Annotated in this window: 28 protein-coding genes; 5 read left to right on the top strand and 23 right to left on the bottom strand. The window is 31.1% G+C overall.

What is annotated here, in order from left to right:
* The 7 genes from WA327_RS01185 to WA327_RS01155 all read right to left on the bottom strand — a co-directional run bounded on the left by WA327_RS01185 (nucleotide 1) and on the right by WA327_RS01155 (nucleotide 3,766).
* A complete protein-coding gene (locus WA327_RS01185; RefSeq protein WP_336065506.1) occupies nucleotides 1–1,668 on the bottom strand; it encodes a hypothetical protein in 1,668 nt (555 codons plus the stop codon).
* A gap of 5 nt (nucleotides 1,669–1,673) precedes the next feature.
* Nucleotides 1,674–1,817 carry a hypothetical protein gene (locus WA327_RS01180; RefSeq protein ID WP_336065504.1) on the bottom strand — a complete coding sequence of 48 codons (144 nt, stop codon included), beginning with the start codon at nucleotides 1,815–1,817 and terminating at the stop codon, nucleotides 1,674–1,676.
* A 102-nt stretch (nucleotides 1,818–1,919) separates the two neighbouring features.
* Nucleotides 1,920–2,321 (bottom strand): hypothetical protein, encoded by a 402-nt coding sequence (locus WA327_RS01175; protein WP_336065502.1) that lies wholly within the window; start codon nucleotides 2,319–2,321, stop codon nucleotides 1,920–1,922.
* Between the two features lie 10 nt (nucleotides 2,322–2,331).
* Nucleotides 2,332–2,727, bottom strand: coding sequence for a hypothetical protein (locus WA327_RS01170; RefSeq protein WP_336065499.1), 396 nt, complete (start codon nucleotides 2,725–2,727; stop codon nucleotides 2,332–2,334).
* Nucleotides 2,724–3,044: a hypothetical protein gene (locus WA327_RS01165; protein ID WP_336065498.1), complete on the bottom strand. Its 321-nt coding sequence runs from the start codon at nucleotides 3,042–3,044 to the stop codon at nucleotides 2,724–2,726. Before WA327_RS01165 ends, WA327_RS01170 begins: the two co-directional genes overlap by 4 nt.
* A 128-nt stretch (nucleotides 3,045–3,172) precedes the next feature.
* Entirely contained in the window at nucleotides 3,173–3,397 is a 225-nt protein-coding gene (locus WA327_RS01160; RefSeq protein WP_336065496.1) for a hypothetical protein, read from the bottom strand.
* 153 nt (nucleotides 3,398–3,550) lie between these two features.
* Nucleotides 3,551–3,766, bottom strand: a complete 216-nt coding sequence (locus WA327_RS01155) for a hypothetical protein (RefSeq protein ID WP_336065493.1) — start codon at nucleotides 3,764–3,766, stop codon at nucleotides 3,551–3,553.
* 146 nt (nucleotides 3,767–3,912) lie between these two features.
* Here WA327_RS01155 and WA327_RS01150 point away from each other — a divergent pair, with 146 nt between their 5' ends.
* Both WA327_RS01150 and WA327_RS01145 read left to right on the top strand, forming a co-directional pair.
* A complete protein-coding gene (locus tag WA327_RS01150; protein WP_336065490.1) occupies nucleotides 3,913–4,353 on the top strand; it encodes a helix-turn-helix transcriptional regulator in 441 nt (146 codons plus the stop codon).
* A 10-nt stretch (nucleotides 4,354–4,363) separates the two neighbouring features.
* On the top strand, nucleotides 4,364–5,113 hold the full coding sequence (locus WA327_RS01145; RefSeq protein WP_336065487.1) for a hypothetical protein: 750 nt from the start codon (nucleotides 4,364–4,366) through the stop codon (nucleotides 5,111–5,113).
* A gap of 263 nt (nucleotides 5,114–5,376) precedes the next feature.
* On the opposite strand, the gene WA327_RS01140 is transcribed toward WA327_RS01145, so the two are convergent.
* Both WA327_RS01140 and WA327_RS01135 read right to left on the bottom strand, forming a co-directional pair.
* Nucleotides 5,377–5,652 carry a hypothetical protein gene (locus WA327_RS01140; RefSeq protein WP_027880495.1) on the bottom strand — a complete coding sequence of 92 codons (276 nt, stop codon included), beginning with the start codon at nucleotides 5,650–5,652 and terminating at the stop codon, nucleotides 5,377–5,379.
* A 100-nt stretch (nucleotides 5,653–5,752) separates the two neighbouring features.
* Nucleotides 5,753–6,985, bottom strand: coding sequence for a glycosyltransferase N-terminal domain-containing protein (locus WA327_RS01135; protein WP_336065484.1), 1,233 nt, complete (start codon nucleotides 6,983–6,985; stop codon nucleotides 5,753–5,755).
* Between the two features lie 107 nt (nucleotides 6,986–7,092).
* Here WA327_RS01135 and WA327_RS01130 point away from each other — a divergent pair, with 107 nt between their 5' ends.
* From WA327_RS01130 to WA327_RS01120, 3 genes are all read left to right on the top strand, one after another.
* Nucleotides 7,093–8,235: a DegT/DnrJ/EryC1/StrS family aminotransferase gene (locus WA327_RS01130; RefSeq protein ID WP_336065542.1), complete on the top strand. Its 1,143-nt coding sequence runs from the start codon at nucleotides 7,093–7,095 to the stop codon at nucleotides 8,233–8,235.
* Nucleotides 8,236–8,324: 89 nt separating this feature from the next.
* The gene (galE, locus tag WA327_RS01125; RefSeq protein WP_336065481.1) at nucleotides 8,325–9,344 is read left to right on the top strand and encodes a UDP-glucose 4-epimerase GalE; all 1,020 of its coding nucleotides are present in this window, start codon (nucleotides 8,325–8,327) and stop codon (nucleotides 9,342–9,344) included.
* A 162-nt stretch (nucleotides 9,345–9,506) separates the two neighbouring features.
* Nucleotides 9,507–9,698: a hypothetical protein gene (locus WA327_RS01120; protein WP_336065479.1), complete on the top strand. Its 192-nt coding sequence runs from the start codon at nucleotides 9,507–9,509 to the stop codon at nucleotides 9,696–9,698.
* Between the two features lie 43 nt (nucleotides 9,699–9,741).
* On the opposite strand, the gene lspA is transcribed toward WA327_RS01120, so the two are convergent.
* From lspA to WA327_RS01050, 14 genes are all read right to left on the bottom strand, one after another.
* Nucleotides 9,742–10,227, bottom strand: a complete 486-nt coding sequence (gene lspA, locus WA327_RS01115) for a signal peptidase II (RefSeq protein WP_336065477.1) — start codon at nucleotides 10,225–10,227, stop codon at nucleotides 9,742–9,744.
* Nucleotides 10,227–11,120: an ACP S-malonyltransferase gene (fabD, locus tag WA327_RS01110; RefSeq protein WP_336065475.1), complete on the bottom strand. Its 894-nt coding sequence runs from the start codon at nucleotides 11,118–11,120 to the stop codon at nucleotides 10,227–10,229. Before fabD ends, lspA begins: the two co-directional genes overlap by 1 nt.
* Before the next feature lie 261 nt (nucleotides 11,121–11,381).
* Nucleotides 11,382–12,938, bottom strand: coding sequence for an FAD-dependent protein (locus tag WA327_RS01105; protein ID WP_336065472.1), 1,557 nt, complete (start codon nucleotides 12,936–12,938; stop codon nucleotides 11,382–11,384).
* 109 nt (nucleotides 12,939–13,047) lie between these two features.
* Nucleotides 13,048–13,611, bottom strand: coding sequence for a YceI family protein (locus tag WA327_RS01100; RefSeq protein ID WP_336065471.1), 564 nt, complete (start codon nucleotides 13,609–13,611; stop codon nucleotides 13,048–13,050).
* A 28-nt stretch (nucleotides 13,612–13,639) separates the two neighbouring features.
* A complete protein-coding gene (locus WA327_RS01095) occupies nucleotides 13,640–13,993 on the bottom strand; it encodes a nuclear transport factor 2 family protein (protein WP_336065469.1) in 354 nt (117 codons plus the stop codon).
* Nucleotides 13,994–14,089: 96 nt separating this feature from the next.
* Nucleotides 14,090–14,674: a Crp/Fnr family transcriptional regulator gene (locus WA327_RS01090; RefSeq protein ID WP_336065467.1), complete on the bottom strand. Its 585-nt coding sequence runs from the start codon at nucleotides 14,672–14,674 to the stop codon at nucleotides 14,090–14,092.
* An 84-nt stretch (nucleotides 14,675–14,758) separates the two neighbouring features.
* On the bottom strand, nucleotides 14,759–15,958 hold the full coding sequence (locus tag WA327_RS01085; protein ID WP_336065464.1) for a S41 family peptidase: 1,200 nt from the start codon (nucleotides 15,956–15,958) through the stop codon (nucleotides 14,759–14,761).
* 229 nt (nucleotides 15,959–16,187) lie between these two features.
* A complete protein-coding gene (locus tag WA327_RS01080) occupies nucleotides 16,188–16,997 on the bottom strand; it encodes a LytTR family DNA-binding domain-containing protein (protein ID WP_336065462.1) in 810 nt (269 codons plus the stop codon).
* A 23-nt stretch (nucleotides 16,998–17,020) separates the two neighbouring features.
* Complete coding sequence (locus tag WA327_RS01075; protein ID WP_336065459.1) at nucleotides 17,021–17,932, bottom strand: dihydrofolate reductase; 912 nt, start codon at nucleotides 17,930–17,932, stop codon at nucleotides 17,021–17,023.
* Nucleotides 17,933–17,966: 34 nt separating this feature from the next.
* Complete coding sequence (locus WA327_RS01070; RefSeq protein WP_336065457.1) at nucleotides 17,967–18,821, bottom strand: hypothetical protein; 855 nt, start codon at nucleotides 18,819–18,821, stop codon at nucleotides 17,967–17,969.
* A gap of 17 nt (nucleotides 18,822–18,838) precedes the next feature.
* Nucleotides 18,839–19,663, bottom strand: a complete 825-nt coding sequence (locus WA327_RS01065; protein WP_336065454.1) for a thymidylate synthase — start codon at nucleotides 19,661–19,663, stop codon at nucleotides 18,839–18,841.
* A 211-nt stretch (nucleotides 19,664–19,874) separates the two neighbouring features.
* The gene (locus WA327_RS01060) at nucleotides 19,875–21,566 is read right to left on the bottom strand and encodes a nucleoside transporter C-terminal domain-containing protein (protein WP_336065451.1); all 1,692 of its coding nucleotides are present in this window, start codon (nucleotides 21,564–21,566) and stop codon (nucleotides 19,875–19,877) included.
* 16 nt (nucleotides 21,567–21,582) lie between these two features.
* Nucleotides 21,583–22,200, bottom strand: a complete 618-nt coding sequence (locus WA327_RS01055; RefSeq protein ID WP_304141790.1) for a bifunctional nuclease family protein — start codon at nucleotides 22,198–22,200, stop codon at nucleotides 21,583–21,585.
* Between the two features lie 114 nt (nucleotides 22,201–22,314).
* Nucleotides 22,315–23,277: an electron transfer flavoprotein subunit alpha/FixB family protein gene (locus WA327_RS01050; RefSeq protein ID WP_336065447.1), complete on the bottom strand. Its 963-nt coding sequence runs from the start codon at nucleotides 23,275–23,277 to the stop codon at nucleotides 22,315–22,317.
* Nucleotides 23,278–23,301 lie beyond the last annotated feature (24 nt).

Raw genomic sequence — 23,301 nt, 5'->3', positions numbered from 1 at the left:
TTAAGCGTGGTATTTATTAATCTCTGAAGCTAAAAGCTGCTTTATACTTTCTGGATAACCGTTTGTTTCTAAAAAGAAGTTTACTTCTTGCAATGTTTTTTTACCATCTGCATACATACGGACCTGTGTTTGCATTTGTTTAAGCTTATAGTTGTAAGCTTTGCGTTTTTTAGCTTCGGTTTTAGCTTCTGTACGCTGTTGTGGTGTTTTTGATAGTTTTGATTTATATTTTTGCTCGGTAAACTTCCAGCCACATTCAAAACTATGTGTACGGTTTGGATTAAAATACTCACTTGGATATAAGATGCGTCTATTACTATTCTTTTTAAACCAACGGTTTACATACTTTGCACGCCAATTATACTGTTGTGCATGTTCAAAAATGGTTTGTTTGTTAAATACAAAGCCATTAAAAGTGATTAACCAATTATCTTCAATAGTTTTTAAGGCATTTACCCAACTACCTATGTGTAGTTTTGGCATATTTGCCCAATTTTTAGCTAATTGTTTAATTGTATCTTGGATAACAATTTGCCTAAACTCTGCTTTATCAAGCGTACCATATTTCAACTCTTGAAGTAGTGTTTTTAATGGTATTTTAGTATAGTTAATATACTCTCCAGCGTGTAGGTTTTCTGCAAATTCGACCAGATCTAATATTTTATCTCTTAAAATAGTGCTAGTTTGATGCGCTTGTATGATTTCGTATTGATTTTGGGTTAAATTTTGCGCCGCCTGGTTTGCCTGCGTTTCGATTTTTTTATTAGACCTACTGGTGTTCTTGTAATTATAGTTTTCGTTTCCGTTGTTGGACGGATTTTCGGAAGATTTTTTATTAAAATCTTCTTTCATTTTAATATTATCTTTATTTGTTCTTGTAGTATGGTTATTATAAGTGCATTTTGTACTTCCGTATTCCTTAAAAGATTGATTTTTAGTGTTTTGAGATTTTTGTTTTTCGATGTCAGAAATTACCAATATTTTAGGGTTAATATTACATTGTATTGGCTTCTGACTGTTAATAAATGTATAATCAATTAATACTCCAGCTTCACGCAAACGCTTTACATGGCGTTGAAATGTTTTTTTATGTACTGGATTAACTTTTATACCGTCTATGGTTGCATTAGATAGCTGATTGCTGTCTATTTTAATCTTTTCTAATTGTCTGGTGGTTTTAATACCGCCTTGCATACGGTATTGGTTGTTTTTCTTTATTTGGCTTACATAAAAGCCTAAAACAGCTTTAAATATTAATATGCTATTCCATTTTACCTGTACAAATTTACGTTTGTGTAAGGTTGGACCATGCTGGGTATTGTATTGCTCTACTTTTGCATTATAGTTACGTACAAATAGTGCGTTATTATCTTTTTTAAAGTCTTGCTGAAGCAATTTAACCGCTTTTAGATCTGCTTTTTTTGCTTTTAGCATAGCATCTACCAGCGCATTATATTTTTTCACTTCTTGGTTTTGCTCTAATACATGATCGTTATAGATAGAAATGTACTTTTCGTAATTTTTCATGGTTGCTGCAAAGTTTTCTGAAGTAATAAAAGGGTACTTAAAAACTTTGTTGCTATTGTTTTTATCTACTGGATCTGGGCGGTTATGTATAATCTGTCCTAAAAACGGATTTAAACCGTTAAGTATGTTTGTTGTTTGCATAACTATTATCTTACATATGTTATATAAGTTAAACCTGGTAATTCAAAAATTGAATAGATAGCAAAACCTTGTCTGATTTTAATATCTATTGAATTTTCAACATCGTTATAACCTTTGATGTATTTTTCTGTTATAAAATCTTTAGGCATAACTTTAATCTTTAAAAGGGTTATGGTTAAACAAGTAAAAACTTGCTTGTTGTTTGGTTAAATACTGCTGTAGTAGGTGTTCTGTGGTTTGCATGGGTTGTATTATTTAAAATTAAAGTTTGTGATCTGACAAAAATCTAACCACGACTTTTTGCCTGCATTACGCATGGCTAAGAATTTTTTTTCAGTAACTTCTTTAATGTTATCGGTTTCGTACTGGTCGATGTAGTCAAACAAAATATTTCTTAACCTACCGTTACACTCGTTACTAAAGATTAGTTTTTTAATAGAGTTGGTGTCTACGGTTTTTGTTTCTTTTTTGGTAGCAATTAAAACCAGTTGGTTATCTAAAAAATCAAACAACCGTTTTGTAATTGTTGCATGTTTTTTTTGACCGTTTTTATCTAAATAGGTTAAATCATCGCCTTTTTGTATGTCAGAAAAAATACAATACTCTCTACTATCTAAAAGCGCATCTTCTGGTAGTCTTATCTTTGTTATCATAACGTAATATTTAAGACAATTCTAATTGCAAACTTTGTATAGTGTTTGCGTTTAATTGGTTTTCAAAAGAAGTAAGTAAGGTTTTTATTGCTTTTTTCTTTTTGCGTAGTTTACGTCTGGATTGTTGTTGCAACTGTTTTTTTGGATCTGTTATAATGCAAAGTGTAGATAATTTACTATCGTTGCTTGCTGTAAATGTACCAACGTATTTAACTACTCCTAGATCTGCCAACTCACTTACTCTGCCTGTTATAGTTTGCATTTTCATACCTACTGATTGAAAATGTATATCTTCAATAGTACAACCAGGATTGCGTTTTATAAAATTGTAAATCTGTAATTTTTGCGTATCGTTTTTACCTGTTTTTAACCTTTTTAAAAACATATCTAATTGTGCTTTGCTCATGATATTTTAATTAAAGTTAAAGAGGTGTATTTTTTGGCTGGGTTGTGTGCAAATCTGGAAAGTTTATAACCCTTAATGTGTAGCTGGTCTAATACCTGTAATGCTTTTGGCTGTGTTGTTTGGTTGATATAGTTAGCTGTAAAACAATGTGTATTACCACTATTTAAATGCTCTACTTTATTGCATAAAGGCTTAAAAAATGCTAACAAACCGTGTAAAGCAAACGGTACATCTGTTAGTTTAGGAAACTTATTACAAACACTTGCAGGTGCAATGTGTTTAACTTGTTGTAATTGGGTTTGTGCTGGTCTTGTCATAATGTATTGTGGTATTTTTATATGGTTAAAAAAAAGCGACTAGATTGTTATTTATTGATAATTAGCTATTAAGCAATAAACCTCAGTTAGAAAAAAATTTACTATGGCTGTAAGTAGAATTTTTAAACCTAGCCGCTTTTAAAAGAATAATTGTTATTATTCCTACTGGTATTGTTATATCTTTTATGATGATCCCTTAAAATTTTAGCCTTAATTTGGTTTTTAAGGGCATTGTTTGTTTTTGTTTGTTTGGTTGTAACCTTTTGATTATTAACAATAGACAAAAACTTTTGCTGCTCTGCGGTAGGCATAGCGTTAAAAATTTCTAAACATGTGTTTGCTAATAATTTCATTTTAATTACTTTTACAAAATGCAAAAGGTTGTGGTAAACCTTTTGTTTTAATTTACTTCTCGTATGTTTTTATATGTATGAGTGGTATTTTTTATATGGTGGATCGTGCTGTGGTAGGCACGATCCTTTTTTTGTTAAACTTATCATAAGTTTTTATGGTGGTGGTGTTTTATATGGTAGGGTAGTAGTTTTTGGCACAAGGTTTGAAATGTCTTTTAAAGCTTGGCAAACTCTTTCGGTAGATATGTTTAATCTATCAGGTATCCAATTATTTATGATATAGTCCTCACGCAAACGCTTTTTTAGCATCTGTGTACGAAACTCTTTTTTAATTTGATTATCTAATTTTTTGTCTGTAGAAATTGCCATGATAATAGTTTTTTTTCTAACTTGATTACAAACATATTATTAAAACTAATAAGAAACAAATGATTTAAGAAAATATCTTATTAAAAAACATAAGAACCAATACAAACCCAATAAAATAAAGGCTTTTCGCCTTATCTTTTTTATTTATGATAAATTACTTCTCTATAAATTTAAACTATATTAAGCGTATAAACGCTTTAAACAATAATGATTTATGTGAAGTTTTAGACTTAACAGTATCTACTGTTTCAAAATTAATAAACGATAAAGCATACCCAACTGTTGACGCTTTACTAAAAATTAGCGAAACTTTTGGTTACACTATTGATGATTTATTAAAAATAGAAATAGAAAAATCTAACAAGTTTAAAGCAGATTATGTAAATGAAGATGCTACTGGCTACCAAAACCAAATAATTAACGATCAGTTAGAAGCTGCAAAAACCACTATTACAGATTTAAAATACCAGATCCAGCAAAAAGACGTAATTATAAATAACTTAATAGAAGATAAAAACGTTTTTAGAAACCAAGCAGAAAAATACCTAGAATTATTAACCAATGGTAATAATAAAAAAGCCATTTAATTATTATAAAATGAAAAAAACACTACTCGCTATTACTTTTTTAATTTTTACAACTACTGTTTTTTCTCAAAATGATATAAAAACCGAAAAAATATCTGTTCAAAATAAAGATAACCTATTTACAGGCGATACGATTTATGCTGCTTTTGCATATTTAAAAGAAAACACGCAATACATAGCAAAAATTGACGGTAATAATGTTTTTTTAGATAATAAAAGCGGAGATTTTGTAAATTATAAATTTACAATTGATGATCCTGGCACAAAAAAGATAATCCTAACAAAAATTACTGATGAAAAAAATCTTATTGTAGACAGTCTTTCTATAACTGTTAAAAAACAATACGAAATGCTTAAAATAAATAGCATTACTATAACAGAATTTAAAAACACAAAGTCTGACGGTAGAGCATGGGATAATATGATTTCTGGCACTTATCCAGATGTTTATGTTGAAATAAGAGATTTGACACTAAATAAAATTATTAAACAAACAGGAAAAGTAACAGATTTAAAACCAACACAAACACAACGTTGGAAATTTGACCAATTAATTATAACAAAAAATAGTTTTAAAAACACCATTACTATTGGTTTTTATGATGATGATAGTGTTACAAATGACGATTTAATAGGTGGCACAAAATTAGAAACTATAAAAGGAAAGCTTAATAACTTTTTTAACGAAGCTTCTGGTATTCAAAAATTTGATATAGATAGCTTTAATTGTTCTTTTGAAATTGATTATCAATGGTTTTAGAAGTACCCAAAACCGTACCTACAAATTTTATTTTTTACCAATACTAATTTTTTAAATCATTGATACACAATAGTATAAATATTTACAACAAGTTAAACATAAACTTAAAATCCAATGACCGTTTTGGTCGTGCGGGTTCAAGTCCCGCCTTCAGTACAAAAGCCTTATCAAATGATAAGGCTTTTTTTATTTACAATAAGTTATAGACATAAAAAAAGCTCACTTAAATTTAAGTGAGCTTTTCAATTTAAAGAGTAATTCTCTTAATTATCGTCATCAGTAGCTTCTTTTACTGCATCCTTAACAGATTCTCCTGCTTCTTTAGTCTCTTCAACAGCTTCATCAATTGCTTTTCCTGTAGCTTCAAAACCATCTTTTGCAGCCTCTTCTGTTTCTTCTGCAGCATTCTCTACAGCGTCACCTGTTGCTTCTGCAGCATTTTCAATGGTATCTTCAACTTCTTCTGCTTTTTTTTCGTCTCTACAAGATGTAAAGGCTATTGCAGATACTAAAACAGCACTTAATAATAGTTTTTTCATTTTTAATTGTTTTTGATTAGTAATTCTTTAAAGTTATCAATGAATTTTAAAAGAAATGAATATTTCTCTTACTTTTTTAATTTATAACCCTTTACATATACTATTTACGTAGAAAACCTATTATTTGGATGATAGTACCTTCTTTTTCTTTTACAAAGTTGAAACTTTTTTTACTGGTTTCTTTTCTAAACATCTTATTTTCAATAAGTAAGTCTAATTTGTTTTTAAGTGAAGAATAATCATTAACAGAAAAGACATTGCCATTATCAATCATTTCTTGCGCTTCAGGAAATTTTTTATAGTTAGAACCAATTATAATAGGTACTCCAAAAACAGCTGGTTCTAGTATATTATGCAAACCTGTTTTTCCCATTGCGCCACCAACATAAGCTATATCTGCATAGCTATATATTTTACTCAAAATGCCGATAGTGTCAATAATGAAGACGCTTGAATTACTAAGATCTGTATTTTCTTTATTTGAAAATAAAACAGTCTCTTTTTTTATGGATTGTTTTAAGCTATCAATCTGCTTAGCTTTTATATTATGAGGTGCGATAATAAATTTTACATCATGTTTACATTGATTAATGTATGGTACTAAAATAGCTTCATCTTCTGGCCAAGAACTACCAATAACAATGCATAATTTATCTTGTTTAAAAGTTTCAATAAAATCAAGAGTGTTATCAATTTGCAACTGATTTAAAACACGATCAAATCTAGTGTCGCCAGAAACAGTAGCATTTTTATAGCCTATGTTTTCAAGTAGATTTTTAGACTCTTCGTTTTGAGTAAAAATATGCTCAAAAGCAAAAAGTGCTTGTTTAGTTTGTTTACCATACCATTTAAAAAAGGATTGATCTTTTCTAAATACAGCCGAAATTAATACGGCGCGCAAACCCTTCTTTTTAATTTCATTCAAATAATTTGGCCAGATTTCGTACTTCACAAAAACCGTTAACTCAGGATTTACAAGTTTGATAAATTGTTTTGCATTAGATTTTGTGTCTAATGGCAAATACACAACAACATCTGCAAATGGTGCATTTTTTCTAATCTCATAACCAGAAGGAGAGAAAAATGTTAAAACAATTTTGTGTTTAGGATAGTCTTTTCTTAGTATGTCAAAAATAGGCAAACCTTGTTCATACTCACCTAAAGACGCACAATGAAACCAAAGCGTTTTATCACTTTTTTTAATTTCATTTTTAAGAATATCAAACGTGTTAGCACGACCTTTTACGCCTAATTTTATTTTTTGGTTAAAAAGCGCAATTACTTTTAATACCAATGAAGTCAAATAAATAAGGATGTTGTAGATAATATTCAAATTAAATTGTTTGTGCTAAAATACGTAATTCATTGGTTAGCGTTGGCTAATTTTGTAAATTCGTTACATAAACGATTATAAATTAAAATCGAGTGAAAAAAATACAAATGGTTGACCTTAAAGGTCAATACGCAGATATAAAACAAGAAGTAGATACTTCTATACAAGAGATTATTGATAATACAGCTTTTATTAATGGTCCTAAAGTACATCAATTTCAAAAAAACTTAGAAAATTATTTAGGTGTAAAGCATGTTATACCATGTGCAAATGGTACAGATGCGTTACAAATAGCAATGATGGGATTAGGTTTAGAGCAAGGTGATGAGGTCATTACAGCCGATTTCACCTTCGCTGCAACCGTAGAAGTTATTGCGCTTTTAAAATTAACACCAGTTTTAGTAGATGTAGATCCAGATAATTTTAATATCGATATCGAAGCTATTAAAAAAGCAATTACGCCTAAAACAAAAGCAATTGTGCCAGTACATTTGTTTGGTCAATGTGCTAACATGGAAGCGATAATGCAAATAGCTAAAGAGCATAACCTTTATGTTATAGAAGATAATGCGCAAGCTATAGGAGCTAACTACACATACCAAGATGGTACAAAAGCAAAAGCAGGAACAATAGGTCATGTAGCCTCAACATCATTTTTTCCTTCAAAAAACTTAGGCTGTTATGGTGATGGTGGCGCTATTTTTACAAACGATGACGATTTAGCACATACCATTAGAGGTATTGTAAATCACGGAATGTACGAGCGTTATCGCCATGATGTAGTCGGTGTAAATTCACGTTTAGACTCTATCCAAGCAGCAGTTTTAGATGCCAAATTACCACATTTAGATAATTATAATCAAGCACGTCGTGACGCAGCAAGAAAGTACAATGCAGCCTTAAAAGACGTACCACAAATTACATTGCCTAAAACCGTAAATAATTGCGAAGGTATTTGTGATACTTGCGATTGTCACGTGTTTCATCAATACACATTAAAATTAGAAAATGTAGATAGAGATGCGTTGGTAAAATATCTAAATAGTCACGATATCCCTTGCGGTGTCTATTATCCAATACCTTTACACAAACAAAAAGCCTATCAAGATAACAGGTATAACGAAGCAGATTTTACAGTCACTAACCAGTTGGTAAAACAAGTTATTTCTTTACCAATGCATACCGAATTAGAAGACGATCAAATTGAATTTATTACAACAAAGATTAAAGAATTTATAGCAAATAATTAGGGCGTTACCCATAAAGGGTCGGGCTTTCGCAAGTCGCAATCAAAGATGTGCTCCAACAATTGCTCAATCCCTAACGCACATTCCAGCCAATGAAGGTACTAGTAACAGGAGGATTAGGATTTATCGGATCACATACCGTAGTCGAGCTTCAAAACAAAGGTTTTGAAGTCGTTATAATTGATAATTTATCAAATTCATCAATAAAAGTATTAGACGGTATTGTAAACATCACAGGTAAAGCACCAATTTTTGAAAATCTAGATTTAAAAGAAAAATCCAAAGTCCAAAAATTCTTTTTAAAACATCAAGATATTGTTGGTGTTATTCATTTTGCAGCAAGTAAAGCAGTTGGAGAAAGTGTAGAACAACCACTAATGTATTATGAAAATAATATAAACACTTTGGTTTATGTGTTGCAAGAAATAACAAAATTAGAGCAATCTAATTTCATCTTTAGTTCGTCTTGTACCGTTTATGGGCAAGCAGATGAGTTACCAATTTCAGAAAACGCGCCAACAAAACCTGCAGAATCACCTTACGGTAATACCAAACAAATAGGAGAAGAAATTATTAAAGACACCTGTAAAGTCACACCAAATTTAAACGCAATAGCTTTACGTTATTTTAATCCTATTGGCGCGCATCCAACAGCAAAAATAGGAGAGTTACCAATTGGTGTGCCGCAAAACTTAGTGCCATTTATAACACAAACAGGTGTTGGAATATGCGAACAACTATCTGTTTTTGGTGACGACTATCCAACACCAGATGGGACGTGTATAAGAGATTATATTCATGTGGTAGACATTGCTAAAGCACACGTTGTTGCTTTGCAACGCTTGTTAGAATCTAATAATACAAGTAATTACGAGTATTTTAATTTAGGAACAGGTAAAGGAAGTAGCGTGTTAGAAGTCATTCAGTCTTTTGAGCGTGTTTCAGGTGAAAAATTGAATTATAAGATTGCTAATAGAAGAGAAGGAGATGTGATTTCTGCGTATGCAGATACTAAAAAAGCCAACCAAATTCTAGGTTGGAAAGCAGAATCAACTCTTGATGATGCTATGAAATCTGCTTGGAAGTGGCAAAAAAGCCTAAATTCAGATTAAAATATTATAAATTATTCGGTGTTAAATTGTCAAATACGTAAGTATTACACTAAATCGTTAAATATATTTTATTAATTACCTGATTAACAATATTTTAATGTTTAAAATTCGTGATTGGTCAATATTCTTACTTTCTTTGTAGCTAATGCAAATGATACAACAATGAAACTGATTACTGTCAAAAGACAAACAAAACACGAAGATAGATTTACACCAAAAATGGGTAAATTAACTGCAAAAGTAACCTATATTAAAAAACACTTATTAGGTATTCCTTTTAAAACATTACACAAATATCGCGAAACGTACTACGGAGAAGTTAAAGATTGCGCAGATTGCAACTTAGCTAGATAGCATAAAAAAAGCCTCGAAATTTTCGAGGCTTTTTTATATAATTTTAAGCTTCTTTTTTCTTTTTAAAGCTACCAACAATTAAACAACCCATTCCAACCATTACAGAAACATCCGCAAGGTTAAAAATCCCAGTTCTTAGCATACCACCAAAATCTAAATGTAAAAAGTCGGTTACAGATCCGTAAACAATTCGGTCATACACATTTGCAATTCCGCCACCAATGATACAACAAAAACCAACTAATGTAAACATATTCATAGTTTTGTCTTTAATAATGTGCCTAAGCACAAAAGCTAAGACTAGTATTGGTAAAATTAATAAAAGTGTAATACGTAAAGCAGGACTAAAGTCGCTTCCCATACCTAAAAAAGCACCTTTGTTTTCAACATTATGTAGGGTAAAAACATCTCCTATAATTTCACTAACACTACCTTTTCCAACTTCAGCTCTAACTATAAATTTAGAGATTTGGTCAAGAGCAATGTTTAGAAAAACTAATGCTGTAATAAGTATGTTTCTTGCGCTCATTATTCTTCTGTACTAATTGTTGCAGATTCAGTTTCAGCAGATCTATCAATCTTTTTAACTAAGCCTTGTAAAACTTTACCTGGACCAACTTCGGTAAATAAAGTAGCGCCATCGGCAATCATTTGCTGTACAGATTGTGTCCAACGTACAGGCGCTGTTAATTGCGAAATTAAGTTAGCTTTAATTTCACTTTCATCTATAATAGCACTAGCTGTTACGTTTTGATATATTGGACAATTAGGTTTGCTAAAAGTTGTGTTTTCTATAGCAGCAGCTAATTCTTCTCTAGCAGGTTCCATCATTGGAGAGTGAAATGCGCCACCAACAGGTAACACCAAAGCACGTCTTGCGCCAGCTTCTTTCATAGCTTCACAAGCACGATTAATAGCGTCTACTTCTCCAGATATTACTAATTGTCCTGGACAATTGTAGTTAGCTGCAACAACAACACCTTCGGTTTTTGCGCAAATATCTTCAACTAATTTGTCTTCTAAACCTAAAACAGCCGCCATAGTACTTGGCTGGATTTCGCAAGCTTTTTGCATAGCCATAGCACGTTGAGATACTAATTTTAAACCATCTTCAAAGCTTAATGCTCCGTTTGCTACTAATGCAGAAAACTCACCTAAAGAGTGACCAGCTACCATATCAGGTTTAAAGCTATCACCTAAAGTTTTTGCTAAAATTACCGAGTGTAAAAAGATAGCAGGTTGTGTTACTTTAGTTTCTTTTAATTGGTCTGCTGTACCTTCAAACATGATATCTGTGATGTTAAACCCTAAAATAGAGTTGGCATCTTCAAATAAAAGTTGAGCTTCTGGAGCGTTTTCGTATAGATCAAGTCCCATACCAGTAAACTGAGCTCCTTGACCAGGAAAAATATATGCTTTCATTAAATTTAGTTTCTTAATTATTAAGCAAAAATAGGAATAAAATATTAAAGAAAACTATTGCTTTAAAGCTTCTCGATACAATTTGTTCATACTTCACAAATCACTCAAAGTGACGAAAAATTAATAACTACATGACGTCAGTTCGAGTGACGCGACGATAGAAGCGTTGTATCGAGAATTATGTTAAATTGATTTAAAATATTAGAACAAATCTAGGTTCTTGTCTCTATGCTCTTTTGTCTATGTTCTTGATTCTATAATTCACAAATTCCCAGTAGCAGCTTCAGCACAGCGTTCACCATCCATAGCTGCGCTAATAATTCCGCCAGCATAACCAGCGCCTTCACCGCAAGGATATAAATTGGTGATTTCTGGATGATGTAATTGGTCTGTTCTTGGAATACTAACTGGCGATGAGGTACGCGATTCTACACCAATAATATTAGCTTCTTCGGTGTAATAGCCTTTCATTTTATCACCAAAAGCTTTAAACCCTTTACGCAAAGAACTGCCTATAATTTTTGGAAATAAACTATGTAAAGGCGCACTTTTTATACCTGGTTGGTAGGATGTTTCGTTTAAAGTTGAAGATAATCTACCTTCAACAAAATCTGTCATACGTTGTGCAGGTGCTGTTTGGTCTCGGTTTCCAGCAGTAAAAGCTAATTTTTCTAGATCTTTTTGAAATTCTAATGCTTTTAAAGCTCCAAATTGCTCGTATTTATGTAAATCTTTGTCCGCATTAATTTCAACAATAATCCCAGAATTTGCAAATTTATTATTTCGTCTAGAAGGCGACATACCATTAACTACAACTTCACCATTTGCTGTTGCTGCAGGAACAATAAATCCGCCTGGACACATACAAAAACTGTATACGCCTCGTCCATTTACTTGCTGCACTAAACTGTATGAAGCAGCTGGTAATAATGGATGTCTTTCGCCAGAACAATGGTATTGAATGTTATCAATAATCTGCTGCGGATGTTCTGCACGTACACCCATTGCAAAACTTTTAGCTTCAATTGCTATATTTTTTCTGTCTAATAAATAAAAAATATCTCTCGCAGAATGACCTGTTGCTAGAATTACTTTTTCGGTAGTTAATTCGTTACCATTGTTAAGTTGAAGAGCAACTATTTTTTCGTTTTTTATAATGAAATCGGTAACGCGAGTATTAAAATGAATTTCGCCACCAAAATCTAAAATAGTTTGTCTAATATTTTGAACGACTTTTGGTAGTTTATTAGTCCCAATATGTGGATGAGCATCGACCAGAATCTGATCTGTAGCACCATGAAAAACAAGATTTTCAAAAATACGACGTACATCACCACGTTTTAAACTACGTGTGTATAGTTTTCCGTCAGAATATGTACCTGCGCCACCTTCGCCAAAACAGTAATTAGAATCTTCATTTACAAAATGATCTTGATTTATGGCTTTTAGATCGCGACGTCTGTCTTGCACATTAGCACCACGTTCTAAAACTATAGGTTTATAACCTAGTTCTACACAGCGCAACGCTGCATACATACCAGCAGGACCAAAACCAATAATATGAACAGGTTTGGAATTAGAAACGTCTTTGTATTCAAAGTGATAATCTGAAGTTTCTGGAACTGGTTCTTTTATAAAGACAGACACTTTATAGTTGAAGATAATTTTAGGTTTACGTGCATCGATAGATTTACGTAGTATTTTAATGCCTGAAATGTCTTCACGCGGTATAGACAACCATTCCGCAGATTTAATTAATAATATATCTGGGATTTCCTCTTCTTTAAGAGAAACACGAAGTTGAATGTCTTTTACCATACTGCGAAATTAGGTAAAATTTAGTTGAAAGTAATTTTTTACTTTTCGTTTTAAATAAAAAAAGCATAAGAAACCTTATGCTTTTTTTAATGTGTATTTTAAATTTTAATTAAAACTCTAAATCTGCAACGATATCAAATTCGTCATAAATAGCTTTGTCTTTTAAACCATCAAAGAAGCTAGTAGAACCATATCTAACATCAAATTTAGTTCTGTCAATTTTTAAAGCAGCATTAGCTTTATTGCCATAAACAGAAAGGTCAAAAGTGATAGATTCTGTTTTTCCTTTAATAGTAATATCTCCTGTTACTTTGTAAGCGTTTTTACTTACAGATTTTACTTTAGTAAATTTTAAAGTTGCAGTTGGGTATTTTTCTACTCCAAAAAAGTCGTCAGATTTTAAGTGACCTTCTAATTTTCCTTTATATTCTCCTTCTAAGTCTGTGTTAGATAGGGTTGTCATATCTATTGTAAACTCGCCACCTGTTAAAACATCTTCACTAAAGTTTAAGAAACCAGATTTGATGTCTATTGTTCCTTCATGAGATCCAGTTACTTTGTAACCTTTCCATACTACTTTACTGTCTCCTGTTTTGATTTCTTTTTTACCATCAATTGTGGTGAATGATAATAATACTAATGCTATAAGCGTAATTCCTGTTAATTTTTTCATGTGTTTTGTTTTTTAAGTTTATTATTGTTTATCCTGCGTAGTAAAATTTTTCTTTTACAATTTTACCGTCTTTCCAGTCTTGTACTGCTACTTGAGTGTAGTTTCTAATTCCCCAATCTTTGTGTGTATAATCAAAATGCCACTCGACCATAGTTGTGTTTTCTCCAACAGTTACTTTTAAAGGTTTTGCACCTCTAAAGTCTGTAATTGCTCCAAAAAACTCTTCTTCGCGTTTACGGTTAGCGTCTTTTCCAACTACTTCTGGGTTTTCATTTTCTTGCATTACTACATCGTCATGGTAGTATTCTTCAAAAGCTTCCATAGCTTTTCCTTGAAGAATCATATCATTTATAGAGCTGATTTTTTCTAAAAGTGTATTCATTTTTTCTGTTTTTAAATTTGTTGATACAAAGGTCTAAAACAGATAAGAGGTAAAAAATGAAGTAGTTTATTAAATGAAGTTAAACTAGATTAACTTTTATTGCTCGTTGATAAGTTGACTTTTAATTTTGCTTAAAAACTCTTTGGTAATTCCTAGGTAAGAAGCAATCATATATTGCGGTACACGTTGGTCTATTTTAGGATATGTTTTTTTAAAAATAACATAACGTTCTTTTGCGGTAAGACTAAAGTTTCTAATGACTCTTTTTTGTGAAGCAACAAAAGCACGTTCTACAATTTTTCTAAAAAGACGCTCTAATTTTGGGATTTGTGTGTAGAGTTTTTCTAGGTTTTCATAAGTAAATTGAACTACGGTTGTATTTTCTATACACTGTACATTAAAATCTGCTGGTTTTTGAGCAATAAAGCTTCCAAGGTCTGATGTCCACCAGTCTTCAATAGAAAACATCACTACATGTTCTTGTCCATCTGCACCCATATAAAATGTTTTTGTACATCCAGAAATAATAAAATTAGAACTGTTACAAATATCGCCTTGTTGTACTATGTATTGGTCTTTCAAATACGTGCGAACAACAATGTTAGAAAGTAATATAGCTTCTTCTTCAGTAGTAAGCTTGATATATTTTTTTGTGTACTGAAGGAATGCGCTGTTTTTCATTTTAATTTAGCGAAGTCTTTTTGATTTGAAACTTTATGCTAAAATATTTAAAAAAGATTAAAAGGTGTGTTGAAAATTTGATTTCTACTCAATTAAATCCAAAACGTATTTTAGTGCTTCGGTAGACTTTACTTCTATATTAGGTTTGACGCCTTTGTTATCAATTCTTTCTCCAGAATATGTTATATAGTCGTTGAGAGGTATTGTGAGTTCAAAGATGTTTTCAATAACAAATTGTTTAGCAGATAGCATTGCTCCAGCTGTGTTTTCACCTATTACTGTTGCAAATTTATGATGTTTAAGGCCAAAAACTAATGGTTCGCAAGTGCTTGCTGTATTAGTATTAGTTAAGATGTATACTTGACCATTAAAATGGATTTTTGATGGGTTTACTTTGTAGTATGCGCCATAATTTTCTGACGCTTTCTTGTACCATTGGTCTAGTGTGCCTCCAGTAAATTCAGTGAATTTTGAGTAATCATCTTTGGTTGGTAATTTTTTAAAATCCTCATACCAATTTTTATTAGGAAATACACCAGCAATAATAGGGTGGTCTATTATAAATTCAGCTAAAGGAAAAGCAGCTTCTAAATCTCCACCTTGATTGTCTCTTAAATCAATAATTAAATTTTTATAGTTTTTATTGTTTATAATTTTAATTAGACTATCCATTTCCTTTTTAGATCCATAAAAACCGTCAATTTTTAAGATGCATGTTTTTGTGTTTACATGTTTGAGATTTGCAAATCCAGAAAAACCATTAGCATTGTTAGTAGTTTCTTTATGTTTGCCTAAATAATAATGAGAAAAAGGGAACTTTCTAGCAAATGCATAAAAGGCAATTTGTAGCTCATAATCATCATTAATACTTTTGCTAAGTTTATTCATTTGTTTTTTGAACTTCTTCCAGTCTTTTGACTCAATAAACAAAGGATTGTAAATGTTATCTTCTGTAAGTTTAAAAATTGATTTAAAAGTTTCTTTATAGTTTCTTAAGGGTTTAATTTTTTCAACTTTTTTCGCTTTTATAAAACTTTTAGCTCCATTTTTATTTTGAATATGTATTATCAAAGAGTCTTTAGTAATTTTAGCTTTAAAATTTGATTGATCAAATAGATTTTGAAACTCACCTTCATAGTAAGAGTTATTAAGTAATCCTTTGAAATGAATAATTTCAGGATGTTTAATACTTGTAGTAGATTTTATTAAAGAAAAATTTAATCCTCCAATAATTTCTTTTAAAGCTTTAGGTCTTGAGTACCCAACAAGAGTGTTCTTCTCCACTTTAGTTGTAATGTAAAAATCAAAACCATTAGGATTTTTTACGAGCCAATTATTTTGACTAAATAAGAAGTTTGCAGTAAAAAAAAATAGAAAAAAATAAAGTGTTTTATTAGTTAGTAACATAAAAGTGATTTTTATTTATGCTCAAATTAATAAAGAAAAGTGTTGGTTTTGTTAAGATTGTGATTAAAGACTATTTTTTTTGACCAAATAATATAGTAGAAGTTGTTTAGTCTTTTGTTAGATTTATTTTGCTTATTATTTTATTGTAATAGGTTTTAGAAAGAGGAATATCTAGATCACTATTTTTTAAAATAATTTTTGCGTTTTGAGAGTTTCCTCTAACTTCATTTATCAGTTTTGTATTAACTAAGTATGACCTATGGCACTTTTCTAAAAAACTAATTTGAGAATGTATTTTAGATAGTGTATGTCTAAATGTTTTTACTTGCAACTTGTTTTCTAAGTTTAAAAAAGTAATATCAATATAGTTTTCATTGGCTTTGATGAAAAGCAAATTATCTTTTAGAAGTTTTAGTTTTTCATCTTGATTTTTACCATAAATAGTTATTGTTTTCTCAGAGTTTTTGGGTTTGATTTTTCCTAATCTGAATCTTAAGAACAAAAGAAAAGGAGAGAAAATAGGAATAAAGTTTATAACTATCTGTTTAAAATATATCCAATGAGTTTTAAGGCTATAAGTATCTCCGTTAACAATATTATTATTGTATAAAAAAAGAGAACTACCAACTATAATGTAAAATGTTAAAATTGAAATAATCTCTAATGTGAAATTCCAATAACCTATTCTTTTATAAAGTAAGTTCTCTAGACGAGAGTATGTTATATAAGTCAGGAAAAAAACGATACCAAAACCAAATAAAAGAAGCGTTTTATATTTATGCTGAAATTGATTTGTGTTATATGGCTCGAGAAAAATAATTATAAATGAAAGAAGTAACCCTAAAACTAACCCTATAATTATGCTTTCTCTAAAAGTTGCTACAAAAGGTATTCGTTTTTTAAAAAAGCTAAACAATATTTCAGGATTTAAAACTTAAACTAAATTCTCTCAAAAGTTAAAAACGAAAACTCATAGTCGTGATGCTCGTCTTTTTTATGAAATGTATTGGCTGTTTCTTTAAATTCAGCTGTATTAATTTCAGGGAAAAACGTATCGGCTTCAGGAAACTTTGCATGCACACGCGTAATTTCAATTTTACTAGCGTAAGGCATGGCTTGTTTATAGATTTCGCCGCCACCAATAATAAAAGGTTGTGTGTCTTTTTTAGCAATATTTATAGCATCTTCAAGACTATTAACTACAATTACGCCATCTGGAACTTTATAATGCGCTTGTCTTGTAATAACAACGTGAGTACGGTTTGGTAATGGTTTAGGAAAACTTTCAAAAGTTTTACGTCCCATGATAATATGGTGACCAGAGGTTAATGTTTTAAAACGTTTAAGATCATCACGAAGATGCCAAATTAGGTCGTTGTCTTTTCCTATTTCGTTATTTTCTCCAGCAGCAACAATCATGGTTAGGTTATTAATTACTTTGTTGTTTTTTTGATTGTATAATTGGCTTTCGACAATAGTTAAATCTTCTTTTTCTAATTGCGATTTTAGTTTTTCTATACGTACTTTTTGTTTTTCAACTAGCTTTGCTAATTGTTGTTCTTCCCAGTCTTTACCCATAAATTTATGAGTAACAAACACATTAAATAAGTGAAAGACAAATAAGAATAACCAAACTATAATGGCGATAACAAACCAATCTTGACCAAATATTTTAAGGTCTTGACCGATACCTAAAACAGTGTTAGCTAAGATTAAGAATAAAGCACCAATTAAAAAAATAACAAAGTGATAGTATAAGCGTTTTTTTTGTTTAACACGTTGTTGAGCATTTTTTATTAATTCTAATTGCTCTTTATCAATCTGTGGTTTTTGTTTTTTTTTGCCGAACATTGGTAAAGCGTTTGTAAGTTAAATTATAACCATTTTAAAAGAAATTTAAAGTCATTTGAAGGCTAAAAGGCATATTTGTTGGTAATCCGTTTATGGTTCCTGGTTGTTTAAATTTAGGTAATTTATTTACTAATTTTATAATTTCGTTTGCAATTTCTTGTTTTTCTATGTCTGTTTTTATGTTTTCTATTTCCCCTTTTTTATTAATCATAAAATCTAACTTAAATGGTATAGGTTCTACATTTTGAAAAAAACCTTTTTCCTCTTTATTTATAAAAAGTTTTTTTGCCTTTTTATAGTTAAATTTTTTATGGATGTGCTCAATTATTTTTTCTTCAGTACGATAATCTAATTCTTTATTGGTTAAAAACTCTTCACATCCTTTAAATACAGGGTTTTTTGTTTCTATATTTTTATCTTTTTCTAAATATATTTTAAATGGAATTGAAAACGCTACAGTTACAGGTTTTCCTTTATGTATTCCTGGCTTCAATTGAGGCATTAGTTTGAAAACACGTTTAACTTCGTTTTTTACAGTTTCATCAGAAATATTTGTTCTAATATCTGTTATACTACCTTCTTGATTAACTTTAAAGTTTACTAATACTCTATATATACCAGATTTTAAGGTTGAGTTATTTGGAATTGTAGAGTTGAAATTTGCCTTGAAATGTTCACCTATTTTTTGTTGCAAACATTTCTTTTTTAATGCATTGCCTTCCAAATTTTCACAACCTTTATAAACAGGAACGTTTTCAACAATTTCAAAAGGTCTAATGCTTTTATTATCAAAAATACTATCTGAAATAGTAGGGTTGCTAATAACAATTTCCTGAGATAAAGCAACTATATTAAATAATAAAGCAGTGATTAAAGTTAATTTTTTCATATTTGTTTTTTTACATTTTAAACTGCAACTGCTCCTTTAATATGTGGATGCGGATTGTAATTTTCTAATGTAAAATCTTCAAATTTAAAATCAAAAATATCTTTAACGTCAGGGTTTAGTTTCATTGTTGGTAATGGTCTGCAGTCTCTAGATAATTGCAGTTCCAATTGCTCTAAATGGTTATTGTAAATATGGGCATCTCCGAAAGTGTGGATAAATTCACCAGCTTCATAACCACAAACTTGTGCCATCATCATTGTAAATAAAGCATAAGACGCGATGTTAAAAGGAACACCTAAAAAGATGTCTGCACTACGTTGATATAATTGGCAAGATAATTTACCGTTAGCCACATAAAACTGAAAAAACGCATGACATGGTGGTAACGCTGCTTTGCCATTAGCTACATTGTCGCTAAAGCTTTTTGATGTATCTGGCATTACAGAAGGATTCCAAGCAGAAACCAACATACGTCTACTATCTGGATTGTTTTTTAGTGTATCTATAACTTCTTTTATTTGGTCAATCTCGTCACTATTCCAGTTTCTCCATTGATGCCCGTAAACAGGACCAAGGTCTCCGTTTTCGTCAGCCCATTCGTTCCAGATTCTTACACCATTTTCTTGTAAATAGTTAATGTTGGTATCGCCTTTTAAAAACCAAAGTAATTCATAGATAATAGATTTTAAGTGAAGTTTTTTTGTGGTTACCATTGGGAAACCTTCACTTAAATCAAATCTCATTTGGTAACCAAAAACACTTTTGGTACCTGTTCCTGTACGGTCTTCTTTTGCGTTGCCGTGTTCTAAAACGTGCTTTACAAGGTCGTGATATTGCTTCATAATACTATTTCTGCGAAAGCAGAAATCTCATTTTTAGTTATAAAAATAGCTAGTTATTTTGAAATAAGGAATAGCTGAAAACGAAAATAAATAAAAATCAATGTAGTTAATTAGTTAATTGATTTTAAGATATTAAAAGTTATCAACTACTATTTTTAAATGAAAAAGTTACGTCTTAGATTTAAAGATTTCTGCTTTCGCAGAAATTGTTTTAACCAATAATCATTCCTGCTATTGTTGCTGAAATTAGCGAAGCAATTGTTCCTCCAATTAAAGCTTTTATACCAAATTGTGATAAGGTTTTACGTTGTCCAGGCGCTAATGAACCAATACCGCCTATTTGGATACCGATAGAAGCAAAATTTGCAAATCCACATAACATATAAGTTGCCATAATTATAGACTTTTCATATTTTAAATGTGTTGGATTTGCTATGTTTTTTAAATCTGCTAATTGAATGTATCCAATAAATTCTGATGCAGCTAATTTAATTCCTAAAAGTTGCCCCATTAAAGCCATATCTTCTTTAGCAACACCAATTAACCACATAAGAGGCGAGAAGATGTAACCTAAGATTAATTCTAAAGAAAGACTCTCGTAAGGCGTGTTACCAGCAACCCAAGAGTTAAATGTGGTAACGTCTCCAACCCAACCTAAAATCCCATTTACCATAGCGATAAAAGCAACAAATACTAAAAGCATTGCTCCAACATTAACAGCAAGTCTTAAACCTTCGGTTGTACCATTTGCGATAGCATCTAAAATATTTGAACCAATTTTTTCTTGAGAAACAGTAACATCTGTATTTACTTTTTCGGTTTGTGGATATAATATTTTTGAAATGACAATAGCACCTGGCGCAGCCATAACAGAAGCTGCTAATAGATGTTTTGCATAGAACAGGCGTAAAGCTTCATCTTCACCACCTAAAAACCCGATATATGCCGCAAGTACAGCGCCAGCAACGGTTGCCATACCACCAATCATCACCAAAAGCATTTCGGATTTGTTCATTTTTTCTAAATATGCCTTAATTAATAAAGGTGCTTCGGTTTGGCCTAAAAAGATATTTCCAGCAACCGATAAACTTTCTGCTCCAGAAATTTTTAAAGCTTTAGATAATAACCAAGCCATTCCTTTTACTACTTTTTGAATAATACCTAAGTAGAAAAGAACAGATGTTAATGCTGAAAAGAAAATAATAGTTGGTAATACTTGAAAGGCAAAAATGAAACCAAAAGTATCCATGTCTACTACTAAACCTTCAAATAAAAATTTACTTCCAGCTCTAGTAAAATCTAAAACGCTTACAAAAAGTCCACCAATAAATTCAAAAGCATTTTTGATAAAATCAACTTTTAAAACACCAATTGCAATTAGTAGTTGAAAAGCGAGTCCGATACCAACAATTTTCCAGTCAATTGCCTTGCGGTTACTACTAAATAGAAATGCAATAATGATTAAAGAAATCATGCCCAAAGCACCACGCCATAAGCTAGTAAAAGAAAATCCTTGATTTGGGATAATTTGATCTGCTTCTGCAACTGCGGTTTGAGCTTCAGTTTGTGGTTTTACAACAAAATTGTAAATATTCTCTTTTTGAGATAGTACTAATGTTGAATCTGTTAGGGTTTTTACTTTAAACTTTTTTACAACTTCATAAGGCTGGTCATAATAAAATACCAAAAGATTGTTTTGAAAAAGGTAATCTCCAGAAGTTGTATTAAGCTTAAAAGCACCTTTGTTTAATGATAAAATTTCGTCTTTTAAAATTTTTGTTGCAGTACTATCTGAAGCAATAGTATTACTTGTGTCTAACAACCAATCTTTGCTAATGTCTTGCCCAAAACTAGAGGTTAATGCAAGTAAGATGGTCGCTGTAACTAGTAAAAAGTTTTTCATCTGTAAAAAGGGTAAATTATCTTTTAGATATTTCGTCTCTTAATTTTGCTGCTTTTTCGTAGTCTTCGTTGTTAACAGCTTCATCTAAAAGTTTATGAAGTTCTTCTAAGCTTTTCGACTTTAATTCGTCTTCAGAAGAAGAGGTTTCTAATTCTAATTCTTCGTTAATTATTTCATTAACTAATACGTCATCTTCGTCTTCATTTTCGTCTTTAGGTTCTACTTTTAAGTAGATTCCAGCTTTATCTAAAATGTTTTTGTAAGTGAAAATTGGAGCTTGAAAACGAAGTGCTAATGCAATAGCATCACTGGTTCTTGCATCAATAATTTCTTCAATTTTATCGCGTTCGCAGATTAATGACGAGTAGAAAACACCATCTACCAACTTGTGAATAATGACTTGTTTGACAACAATGTCAAAACGGTCTGCAAAATTTTTAAATAAATCGTGGGTAAGTGGTCTTGGTGGTTTAATTTCTTTTTCTAAAGCAATAGCTATAGATTGTGCTTCAAAAGCACCAATAACGATAGGTAATTTACGGTCGCCGTCTACCTCGTTTAAGATAAGCGCGTAGGCGCCATTTTGGGTTTGGCTGTACGAAATTCCTTTAATATTTAGTCTTACTAAACTCATGCAATCAAAAACACAAAGAACTGTTTAAATTAGGACTTTACCAAACCGTAAGGGTTAGTTTTTTGTGCAAAATTTAAACAGTCCTTATTATATCAGACTTAAAGTTAAAAAAAATTAAGCGTTTGCTGCTTTAAAAGCTTTTAATTTTTCTATAAGTTGAGGTACGACTTCAAAAGCATCACCAACAACACCATAATCTGCCGCTTTAAAGAAAGGTGCTTCAGGATCTGTGTTGATTACTACTTTCACCTTAGAGGCATTAATACCAGCTAAATGTTGGATGGCACCACTAATACCAATAGCAATGTAAAGGTTAGAAGCGACAGGTTTTCCTGTTTGTCCAACGTGTTCGCTATGAGGTCTCCAGCCTAAGTCAGAAACTGGTTTAGAGCATGCTGTTGCTGCACCTAAAACGTCTGCTAATTCTTCAACCATTCCCCAGTTTTCAGGTCCTTTTAGACCACGACCAGCAGATACTACTATTTCTGCATCTGCAATAGTTACTTTATCTGTAACTTTATCTACAGACTCAACAGTAACACCAGATATAGCGATTTCTGGAGAGAAATCTTCAGAAGAAGCACTTGCGCTGTTTTCAACTAAACCAAAAGAGTTGTTTGATACACCAACAATTTTCACATCTGTATCTATAGTTGTAAAGTTGAATGCTTTATTTGTAAAAGCAGTACGTTTTACTGTAAAAGGAGACGTAGATGTTGGAACAGCTACTACATTAGATGCATATCCTGCGTCTAATCCTACAGATAATAATGGTGCTAAATATTTACTGTCTGCACTTTGACTAAGCACAACTACTTTAGATCCTTCTTGCTTTGCAGCTTGAGATAAAACTGAAGCATAAGATTTTGCGTTAAACTTAGCTAAACCATCGTTAGATACGTTAAGCACTTTGTCTACACCATATTTACCTAACTCTGAAGTGTCATTTACATTAACTGCAACAGCAGTAACGCTTGTACCCATTTGGTCTGCAACTGCTTTAGCGTAAGATGCAACCTCAAAAGCAGCTTTTTTTAAAGTTCCGTTTTCTGATTCTGTATATACTAAAATTGACATGTTTTTTAAATTTTTAATTTCTGA

Origin of the sequence: Mesoflavibacter sp. CH_XMU1404-2 (assembly GCF_037029465.1) — a bacterium.
In the GTDB taxonomy this organism is placed as follows: Bacteria; Bacteroidota; Bacteroidia; order Flavobacteriales; family Flavobacteriaceae; genus Mesoflavibacter.
The sequence above is the reverse complement of the archived record's forward strand: the minus strand, read 5'-3'. Positions and strand labels throughout refer to the sequence as shown.